The organism is Methylomonas sp. BG-2 (assembly GCF_057766305.1).
Genome location: NZ_JBYMAP010000150.1, coordinates 1 through 9,997 on the forward strand (window position 1 = coordinate 1; position 9,997 = coordinate 9,997).

Sequence of the window (9,997 nt, forward strand, 5' to 3'; positions counted from 1 at the left end):
AGGAATAACCATTGGTGCCTTGCCCAACAATGTTCTCGGCAAAAACCAGCCAATCGCCCTGAATCTTACACCACGACATGTCTCCTCCGCTTATATGGCGGCTGATTTGTTACTCATGGTTTGCGCAATAGCCATTGGTATTTTTCGACATCCAGTGTCTTAAATCATCAGCCAATCAACAATGATTGCTTCTTTAGTAACAGTGGTTTTACGGAAAAATCCAGCCTTTCTTCTCAAAACAACGTCTTACCGAATGGCATGGAAATTGACGGATAAAGGTACTTCCGGCTTTTGCATCTACTTAGGACTATGACTGCTGACTTGACCCAACTTAGCGCAAACGAGTTGCTCAAACTGTATAAGCAAAAATCGACATCGCCTGTTGAAGTCAGCAGAGCGATCCTCAATCACATCGAGAGCTCACAGCCCTACTACAACGCTTATCGCGCAATAGACCCGGAAAACGCCTTGGTTCAGGCAAAAGCATCCGAAGCGCGCTGGCACAAAGGTAAGCCCCAAGGCTTGCTGGACGGTGTGCCGGTGGGATTTAAGGATTTGTTGCACGTACAGGGTTTCCCCACCCGCAAAGGCAGCTTGGCCACTTCGGACAAACCGCAAACCGAGGATAGTCCGGCCGCCGCCCGGCTGCGCGAATCGGGCGCGATTTTGTTGGGGAAAACCCAAACCGCCGAGTTCGGCTGGAAAGGCCTGACCGAAACCAAGCTGGCCGGAGTCACGCCCAACGCCTGGGATAGGCAACACGCCAGCGGCGGCAGTAGCGGCGGCGCGGCGGTGGCGGCAGCGCTGGGTCTGGGCCCCTTGCAAGTGGGTACCGATGGCGGCGGCTCGATTCGCCAACCGGCCGCCGTGAATGGTGTATACGGTTTCAAACCCAGTTACGGCCGAGTGGCGGGATTTCCGGCAGCGCATAACGGCACCTTATTCCATATCGGCCCGCTGACCCGCACCGTCACCGATGCGGCCCTGTTGCTTAATGTGATTGCCGCGCCGGATGTTCGCGACTGGACCAGTCTCCCCAGCGACGGCCGCGACTGGACCGATAAGCTGAATAACGGCATCAAAGGCTTACGCATTGCCTACAGCCGGACTCTGGGTTATCTGACTGTCGATCCGGAAATTCAAACCCTGGTCGACAAAGCGGTGTCCGAGCTGGCCAAGCTGGGTGCGATTGTCGAAAACGTCGATCCCGGTTTCGAAAACCCCGCGCCCATCCTGGACGCGCTGGCGGCGGAACGCGCCATCCGCCTGCGGCGCGACATCGGCGACGCCGGCTTGGCGTTGCTCGATCCGGCCATTCAGGCGTCCATTGAAAAAGCCGAGAAGCATACCCTGGCCGAGGTCGTCGAAGCGCACGAGCGTCGCGCCGCACTAGGTGCAACTCTGCGCCGCTTCCACCAGCGCTACGATTTGCTGGTCACGCCGGTTACCTCAAAACCGGTACCGGCCCTGGGTATCGCGCCGGAAGCACCGTTTTTGTCGCCGTTTAACCTGACCCAGCAACCGGCGGCAGCGGTGCCGATTGGTTTCGATAGTCATGGCCTGCCGGTGGCCTTGCATATCGTCGGCGCTCAATTCAATGACGCGCTGGTGCTGCGTGCGTCGCGGGCATACGAAGCCGCGAATCCGTTCGTCACGAGGCCTTTCGACAGCGTAATTAACAAAACCCGCGCGTAACGCGACTCATGAAAGCCATCAGCACTCAAAAAGTATCAAGTAATAACCTATTCGCTTTGAACCTGACACTGCGCAATCTGGTTCTTCTCGTCAGCCTGCTATCCAGCGATTGGGCTTTCGCCGAGAAAATCCGCATCGCCATCGGTACCCAGGACACCACCATCAACTGCGCCGCCGGCGGCCTGTTGATCCGCGAACTGCAACTGTTGGAAAAATATCTGCCGCACGACGGCAAATACCAAAACGCCGAATACGACATCCAATGGCATAACTTCACCTCCGGAGCGCCGTTGACTAACGAAATGGTGGCCGGCAAGTTGGACATCGGTTCGATGGCCGATTTTCCGGGTGCCTTCAATATCGAGGCATTTCGCAAGGCCGGCAAGAAAAGCCTGTTCATCAACGTACTGTCCGGTAGCCCCGCCGGCAGCGGCAACGGTGTGGTGGTGCCCAAGGATTCGGCCGTGCAGTCCCTGGCCGAATTAAAAGGTAAAACCATTTCAGTGCCGTTCGCCTCCACCGCCCACGGCATGCTGCTCAGGGCCGTTGCCCAGCAAGGTTGGAATCCTGACGAGGACGTCACCATCATCACCCAGGCGCCGGAAGTCGCCGGTTCCGCGCTATTGACCCATAAAGTCGATGCCCACGCGGATTTCGTGCCGTTTGCAGAGTTATTCCCCTATCGCGGTTTTGCCAGAAAAATCTACGACGGCGCGCAATCCAACACGCCGACCTTCCACGGCACGCTGGCCGATGCCGGTTTTGCGGAACAGTACCCCGAACTGATCGTCGCCTTTTTGCGCGCCGCGCAGGAAGCCAATCAATTACTGACGGCCGAACCGGAAAAATACAGCGAGCTGATTGCCAAACACACCGGCATCGAAGCGGAAGTGGCGTACCTGTTCCACGGCCCGCTGGGCGTGCAAACCCGGGACTTGACTTGGAAACCGGAATATCGGCAAGCCGTGAAAACCGCTTTTGAGACTTTGAAACTATTGAAGCGCGCCACCACCGACTTGGATGTCGAACAATACATCGACGACCGCTATCTCAAGACCGCGTTCAAGCAAGCCGGGCTGGATTACGACGCCAAGCTGAGCGACTACTCGCCGGCGCCCATCACGGCGAAAGATGCCACCAGCGGCCAGCCGATAACCGACTTCAAGCAAGCCGTGCAGATCTGGGTTAGTGGAGAAGCCAAGGTTCGCAGCTACGCCTCCGCCGCCTCGGCCTTTACCGCACTGAATGCGTTGAACAAAGCCGGCCAAACGGCCCGCGCGGTGTATCTGCAGGATAGCCTCAGCGGCATCAAGTTTTTGGCAAGCGACGCCTGGTTCGTGCTGGCGCAAAACCGCCTCAGCGCGTTTCTATCAAAAGAACAGGCGGATGCCCAAGCCAGCCAGCGGGGCGGCCGGGTATTGGATTTTGCCGCCGCGAAGACCGCCTTTGCCGACGCGCCGTCATGAACCGACGCGCGTCGTGCGATAAACAAAAACTTCCGTTTTGAACTTAACCCGATTTAAACGGCCCTTGCTGCGCGCCGCGTCGGTCGGCATTTGCCTGATCGCCTGGCACTTGCTATCCACCCGGCATGTGGATTTGGGCATCGTCACCTTTCAAAACGTGCCTACGCCGGGCGAGGTTCTGGAAGAAGCCTGGCACTTACTGCATGCCAAGAAAACGCTGGCGCATTTGACTGCCAGCCTATCGCGCGTGTTTAGTGGATTTCTGTTGGCCGGCATCGCCGGTATCGTGTTGGGCCTGTGCATAGGGAGTTATCACTTAGCCGCCGACTTGTTGCTGCCGCCGCTGGAACTATTGCGGCCAATTCCGGCCGTGGCCTGGATTCCGTTGGCGATTCTGATGTTCCCATCCACCGAATTGTCGATGACCTACATCACCTTTACCGGCGCCGTATTCCCGATTTTGCTGAACACCATCCACGGCGTGGCCGGCGTCGATGCCCGTCTGCTGGCCTCGGCGCGCAGCCTGGGCGCCAATCGAATCGCAATATTTTACGAAGTGATATTGCCGGGCGCCGCACCGAATATCTTCACCGGCTTATCGATAGGCATGGGCACCGCCTGGTTTTGCCTGGTCACAGCGGAGATGATCGCCGGGCAATTCGGCATCGGCTACTACACGTGGTCGGCCTACACCATTCAGAATTATGCCGGCATTGTGGTCGGCATGTTGCTGATCGGCGATCTAGGCATGCTCAGCAGCCAACTGGTCAAAAAGCTCGGCCACGCCTTGACGCCCTGGCATCGGCCGCAGACAAAAGCCTTATGAGCCATACCGAACCAGGTCGCGTCGACATCGAAAACCTGTCGATCACCTTAGGCAGCGGCAAGCAAGCCTTCGAAGCGGTGCAGAACGTCAGCGTTTCGATAGCCCCCGGCGAGTTTGTTTGCCTGTTGGGTCCGTCGGGCTGCGGCAAATCCACCTTGCTGGGCGCATTGGCCGGCCACTTACCCGCCAGTAGCGGCAGTATCCAGGTAGACACCAAACCGATCAACGGACCGGATTCGGAGCGCGGCATCGTCTTTCAACAACACACGCTATTTCCGTGGAAATCGGTGATCGACAACGTGGCGTTTGGCTTGAAGATGAAGGGCATCACTCGCGACACCCGCCATGAGCAAGCGCGCGAGTTGTTAAAGCTGATGGGGCTGACCGGTTTCGAAGAGCACTATCCTGCCCAATTATCCGGTGGCATGCAGCAGCGGGTCGAGATCGCCAGAGTGCTGATCAATTCGCCCAAGGTGATACTGATGGACGAACCCTTTGGCGCGCTGGACGCGCAGACCCGCATCATGATGCAGCAGTTGCTGCTGACGGTTTGGGAGCGCTTCAATACCACCATCGTATTCGTCACCCACGACATCGACGAGGCCCTGTTTCTGGCAGATCGTATTTTGGTGATGAGTGCCCGGCCGGGACGAATCATCGAAAACCTTGCTGTGGACTTTCAACGGCCCCGCGCTGCCGAATTGCTTACCTTGGAAGCTTTCATGCACCTCAAGCGCCATTGCCTGCAGCTATTGCATTTACGAGATGCTGAGCTGCCTTTACGGTGATTTTGTTAATTGCCTACCATTTGAGACAAGCAGATTAGATTTTGAATGTTTCGATGAAGGCAGTACATCTATCAACTTTATGCACATAAATCCTAATCAACCGGTTATTCTTCTCACCTCATCCCGGTCAAACGGAAACACTTTCGATCTTTCGCGCATCGTTCTTCCTGAAGATCGCGCGCCCCTAATCGATTTTTCTATACAGAATATCGGGTACTTTTCCTATTCATATGCCAATGCGGGCGATGATTTTTTACCGCTTGTCGAACAACTTATGCCATCACCAGTTTGGGTTATCGCTACACCTTTGCACTGGTACACCATGAGTGCGCAAGCAAAAACTTTCTTCGATCGATTGAGCGATTTGCTTTCATTCCGTCAATCACTTGGTCATCAACTTCGTGGTAAAGCTCTGGCAGTGATTTCAACCGGCACAAATCCAAGTCTACCGTCAGCATTCAATCAACCATTTGAGCTAAGCTGCGAATATCTCGGCATGGTCTTCCTCGGCTCATACTATGCCCAATATGATAACAACGATAAATTAGTCAATCCGGACTCTAAAGCATCGGCTGTTGCCTTCGGCTCCACTCTTTGCGCTGCGGCAACCCATATGCGATTGCTGTAGGACCATATTGTGGATAAGCGAAGCGCTATCCACCCTACAACTTTTGTTATTTAAATAACTGATTTAAATAACAAACCACCATTCAAGATTAAATTCCACATTTCCGTTTGGGTTCGACCAAAGACCTTGGTTTTTTTGAATTCACCAAAATTGAATATCAACAAATGCCACTTTACATGCCACACGCCGAGTTGCCAAACTGAGGACCGACCCAATTTTCCCGGACGGCCAAGCTTTTTTCCCGATCATTTTCCAAAATAGCTCCAACATTCTAGCGGCGAGCTCGGGCATTAGTGCTTTGAACCAGATCGTTCGAGAAAAAAGCTCGAGTGATTGAGTTCTGAATTGCAATGCTCGAGAAATTTTCTCGATTAATGCTGCTAAAAACCCGATTTGGAATTGATGACTGGTAGTTAGAGGAATATGCGGCAAAACGACAGGGCGAAAATCCTGTTTGTAACATTAGTTTATCAACGTAACTGAACCTAATATCGCGCTTGCCCAATTGACTTATCAATGCGCGTCAGCGCTATGCGTGCCAGTTTGGGCACCTCGGGGTCGGGATCGGCTTCGGCGGCGGTTAGTGCCGGTACGGCGGCCTCGGCGCCGATTTCGCCAAGCGCAATCGCCGCTTCCTTGCGCAGATTGCTGACCGGATGCGTCAGCGTTTCCACCAATGCCGACACTGCATCGGCATGGCCGATTCTGCCGAGTGCGCGTGCCGCGCGCAAGCGTACCTGCCAGTAATCGTCGTTTAGTGCGGCAATCAGGGCCGTAGGGCGGATAAGCGAAGCGTCATCCGCCGATAATGCGTCAATTATCCAATTTACCCACTTCCAACAATGGCAAGTCCAAGCCCGCCCAATTTAGCGGATAAAGGTCCATCTTGACCAACCGATGAAAACTTGAATATGGCCAATCCTTAACCGTGACTGCCCAACCATGCTTGACAGGGTTATAATGGATGTAATCCATATGTGCCGCATAGTCGGCATCATTGGTAATGGTGTGTTCCCAAAAACGACGTTGCCATATGCCTCGCTCGTGGCGTTTCATTCTGATTGCCGAGCGATATTCGGTTTTAGGTATCGCTTTCGAGAAGGCTTTTTTTATCGCTCGCCATCGGTTGGAATATTGATCGTCGCCAGCCGGTAACGTCCAAATCGCATGCATATGATCAGGCAAAACCACCCAAGCATCGATATGAAATGGCTGCTTTTCCCGGACCACTCGCACCGCTTCTCTTAACTCTCCAATATGCTCGATCAGTAGCGACGATTTCCGTTCAAGCAAGTTAACGGTGAAAAAATAAGTGCCGCCGGGAATGCGATTGCGTCGATAGTTTGGCATTAGGAAAGTTTAACCGATTTGGCGGATGACGCTACGCTTATCCGCCCTACAGTTGGGATTAATTGGTTGCTGTAAAGGCTAGACCAGTCGTTCACTAGAAAACCGGCTTCGCCTTTCTTTGGGTCGGGAGCACCAGTTCGCCATTCTCGCAAGCCGACATTCACTACTTGTGCAATCAAATCGGAATGGAAACCGGTTTGGGGTGAAATAGGCTTCAGCCGCTAATCTCCCGCTAGAGAGCGATACCGATCCGCCTGGACTTTACCGTCTATGGAATAGGTCCGCACATCGTCTGTAATGGGCAGCATAGCCGCATTCCAGGCCTCCCATTGTTGTTTGAGCTGGGTGAAAATTTCCGGATTTTTTTCGGCCAGATTGGCGCGTTCGCGCTGATCGGCGACGACGTCGAACAGAAATTCGTTGTCGGCGATTTTCAGATATTTCCAGTCACCCGAGCGCACGGCCTGTTGTTTGTTGGCCTTGTAACGCCAAAACAGGGTGCGCGGATGCGGATTCTCGTTGCCTAGGATCACTGGCAGCAGATTGTCGCCATCGGGTTGATAGGCTGCATCCGGCGCGCCGCCGGCGGCGGCCAGCAAGGTCGGCAGCCAATCCATGCTGATTGCCACTTGCTCCGTTACTTGCGCAGGCTTTATTTTTTCCGGCCAGCGTACGATCGCCGGCACGCGGATGCCGCCTTCGAGCAGCTCGGATTTCTGACCGCTAAAAGGCCAGGTCTTCGAGAAGCGCTCGCCGCCGTTATCGCTGGTGAACACCACGATGGTGTTTTGATCCAGCCCGCGCTCTTCAAGGACTTTCAAGACGCGGCCGATGGCCGTGTCCAACGTGGTGACCATCTTGGCGTAGGTCGCCAGATTGCCGCCGTCGTAATGAAACAAGCTTTTGATTTCCTTTGAAGCCGCTTCGTCTTGCGGCCCTTCCCAGGGCCAGTGAGGGGCGGTGAAATGCAAGGACAGGAAAAACGGTTTGCCGGCTTGCTGTTGGCCGATGTAATCGACGGCCCGGTCGGCAAGCAGATCGGTGTAATAACCCACCTGATGCACCGGTACTTCTCCCTCGAACAAATCGTCTTTGGCGTTCTCGCCACTGCCCGATTTATGGGTGAAATAATCGATGGCACCGCCGTAATTGCCGAAAAACACGTCGTAACCGCTTTTTAATGGGCCGAATTTTGGCAGGGAACCCAGATGCCATTTGCCGAATAAGGCCGTGGTGTAGCCGCTTTTCTTCAACAACGAGGGCAAGGTCGGATGTTCCGATGGCAAGCCGATGGTCTCCGAGGCGCCGGCGATGGGCTCTTCCAAACCGCCGCGCAACCGGTATTGATAGCGGCCGGTTATCAAACCGAAGCGCGTTGCCGAGCAGACTGCCGAGTTGGAATAAGCCTGGGTAAAGCGCAGGCCTTGCTGGGCAAGCCTATCGAGTTGTGGCGTTTGAAAATCGGTTTGACCGTAGACGCTCAAATCCCCGTAACCAAGATCGTCTGCCAGAATGAAAACGATATTGGGCTGGCCTTTATTATCGGCGGCAGACGGAAATTTGCAGCTAGTCACCAGCGATGCCAGCGACAGCGCCGAGAGCCCTTTCAGCACTCGGCGGCGATTGTTGTTGAATGAACTCAAGGCTTCTTCCAAGGTGAAGTTTAAATAGTCGTCATGAATCTGTACCGCGCTAAGGTCAAGGATTGGCTGGTACGCGATACTGGGTGATGTCCTGCGCTTTTACCGGTTTCTCGGCGTGCGGCGTGCCGGCTGGCGCCCAGTCATACGGCACCGGCTGCGCGCGATATACGGTGTTGCTGGATATTTGCTGCGGATCGTCGGCGCGCGGTTGGTTGAAATAGGGACTGATATATTCCCAGACAATTTCACCCTTGGCAGTTACCTGCAAAAAACGGCCATTCATGCCTTCATCGATCAGGGTATTGCCGTTTGGCAAACGCCGGGCGCTGCTGATATAGGAACTATAAAAGGCGTAATTGGGGCGGCCGGAATCAGCGCCGGTATATTGCCAGACGATTTCTTTTTTGATCGGGTCGATCTCCAGCACCCGCGAACCGAGTTGTCCACCTACGCCCAATTTAACGGGCGGGTAGCCGGCTTCGCCCTGGTTGTCGAATACCAATAAATTGCCTTCGCCGGGCAGGCCTTTGGGGATAATGTGAGCATCATGTTGGCCACTGATCTGGTCTACCGGCCGCGGTACCTTGTTCTCGAAACTGGCCGGCGTAAAATCCGGACCTATGCGCCAGACCACCTTGCCAGTTTTTTTGTCGATAATCGCGATGAAATTGGCTTCACGCGAATCGATCAATAAATTATCTGGATGAAAACGCTGATCGCCGGCATCGAACCATTTGTTGGGGCTGACCACGGACATATTGTTGAAATGTAGATAATCGAAGGGTTTGGTTTTGTCGTTGCCGCGGCCCAGGGTTTCGTGCAGATATTTGAGCGAGGCCTTGCTGAAACCAAACTCGTTCAGGTGGTCGTAGGCATGCCATTTCCAGACCACCTGGCCTTTCGGGTCGACTTCGTAAATGCCATCGTCCAGCAATTTTTCGGCCTTGAAGCCTTTTACCGGTTTTTCGTAATTGATCAAAATCACGGTATTGCCGTTGGGCAGTCTACGCCAATCGTGATGCTGCCTGATGGCCGTGCCGTAACCGTTGCTATCGTTGCTGTTGCCGGAGGCTCCGTAAGTATCCTGGGCTTTGGCGCCGCCCCACTGCCAGACTACCTTGCCGTCCCAATCCACTTCGCCTATGGATTGCGCTTCCTTATTATTGGCTCCGCCGCCGGTTGCACCGGAAAACTGTAACAACACATGGCCCTGCTGGCCGTTGACCAATTGAGGATCGAGGAACAACGGCGGTTGACCGGAGTTGGCCCATTGATGTACCTCGTTACCGTTCAAGTCGATCAGATGGGTCTTCCGGTCGGCACCGGAAAACAGCACATAACTGTTATAGGCTTTGCCGGGATCGTAGCGAGTGACGCCGGTGGGATAAATGCTGGGCGCCGCGAATGCGTGATTCGCCGATACCGTGGCAATTGCCAGAGCTAAAGCGGCTAGTTTGGGATGTTTATTAAGTATCAAGCCAGTTCCTGTAAATAAAAATCGAAAAAACGTAACGAATTCCGTCATCGGCCAATGATTTTGCAATCGCCAATACGATAGTGACGAAGGCAGCGCAACTTCCATACCAGCGAATGGATCGAGT

Annotated in this window: 9 protein-coding genes; 5 read left to right on the top strand and 4 right to left on the bottom strand. The window is 54.3% G+C overall.

What is annotated here, in order from left to right:
• Positions 1-309 precede the first annotated feature (309 nt).
• The 5 genes from AC3B8H_RS14380 (at position 310) to AC3B8H_RS14400 (ending at position 5,403) form a co-directional block, all read left to right on the top strand.
• A complete protein-coding gene (locus AC3B8H_RS14380) occupies positions 310-1,695 on the top strand; it encodes an amidase (protein WP_488442235.1) in 1,386 nt (461 codons plus the stop codon).
• Between the two features lie 56 nt (positions 1,696-1,751).
• Positions 1,752-3,161 (top strand): ABC transporter substrate-binding protein, encoded by a 1,410-nt coding sequence (locus AC3B8H_RS14385; protein WP_488442236.1) that lies wholly within the window; start codon positions 1,752-1,754, stop codon positions 3,159-3,161.
• Positions 3,162-3,198: 37 nt separating this feature from the next.
• Positions 3,199-3,987 (top strand): ABC transporter permease, encoded by a 789-nt coding sequence (locus AC3B8H_RS14390; protein WP_488442237.1) that lies wholly within the window; start codon positions 3,199-3,201, stop codon positions 3,985-3,987.
• The gene (locus AC3B8H_RS14395; protein ID WP_488442238.1) at positions 3,984-4,775 is read left to right on the top strand and encodes an ABC transporter ATP-binding protein; all 792 of its coding nucleotides are present in this window, start codon (positions 3,984-3,986) and stop codon (positions 4,773-4,775) included. The genes AC3B8H_RS14390 and AC3B8H_RS14395 overlap by 4 nt, the downstream gene beginning before the upstream one ends.
• A 79-nt stretch (positions 4,776-4,854) precedes the next feature.
• Positions 4,855-5,403 carry a flavodoxin family protein gene (locus tag AC3B8H_RS14400; RefSeq protein ID WP_488442239.1) on the top strand — a complete coding sequence of 183 codons (549 nt, stop codon included), beginning with the start codon at positions 4,855-4,857 and terminating at the stop codon, positions 5,401-5,403.
• Between the two features lie 485 nt (positions 5,404-5,888).
• On the opposite strand, the gene AC3B8H_RS14405 is transcribed toward AC3B8H_RS14400, so the two are convergent.
• From AC3B8H_RS14405 to AC3B8H_RS14420, 4 genes are all read right to left on the bottom strand, one after another.
• Positions 5,889-6,269, bottom strand: a complete 381-nt coding sequence (locus tag AC3B8H_RS14405; protein WP_488442243.1) for a HEAT repeat domain-containing protein — start codon at positions 6,267-6,269, stop codon at positions 5,889-5,891.
• Positions 6,217-6,753, bottom strand: coding sequence for an REP-associated tyrosine transposase (locus AC3B8H_RS14410; protein WP_488442240.1), 537 nt, complete (start codon positions 6,751-6,753; stop codon positions 6,217-6,219). Before AC3B8H_RS14410 ends, AC3B8H_RS14405 begins: the two co-directional genes overlap by 53 nt.
• Positions 6,754-6,974: 221 nt before the next feature.
• Positions 6,975-8,396 (bottom strand): sulfatase-like hydrolase/transferase, encoded by a 1,422-nt coding sequence (locus AC3B8H_RS14415; RefSeq protein WP_488442241.1) that lies wholly within the window; start codon positions 8,394-8,396, stop codon positions 6,975-6,977.
• A gap of 55 nt (positions 8,397-8,451) precedes the next feature.
• Positions 8,452-9,873: an aryl-sulfate sulfotransferase gene (locus AC3B8H_RS14420; protein WP_488442242.1), complete on the bottom strand. Its 1,422-nt coding sequence runs from the start codon at positions 9,871-9,873 to the stop codon at positions 8,452-8,454.
• Positions 9,874-9,997: the final 124 nt, after the last annotated feature.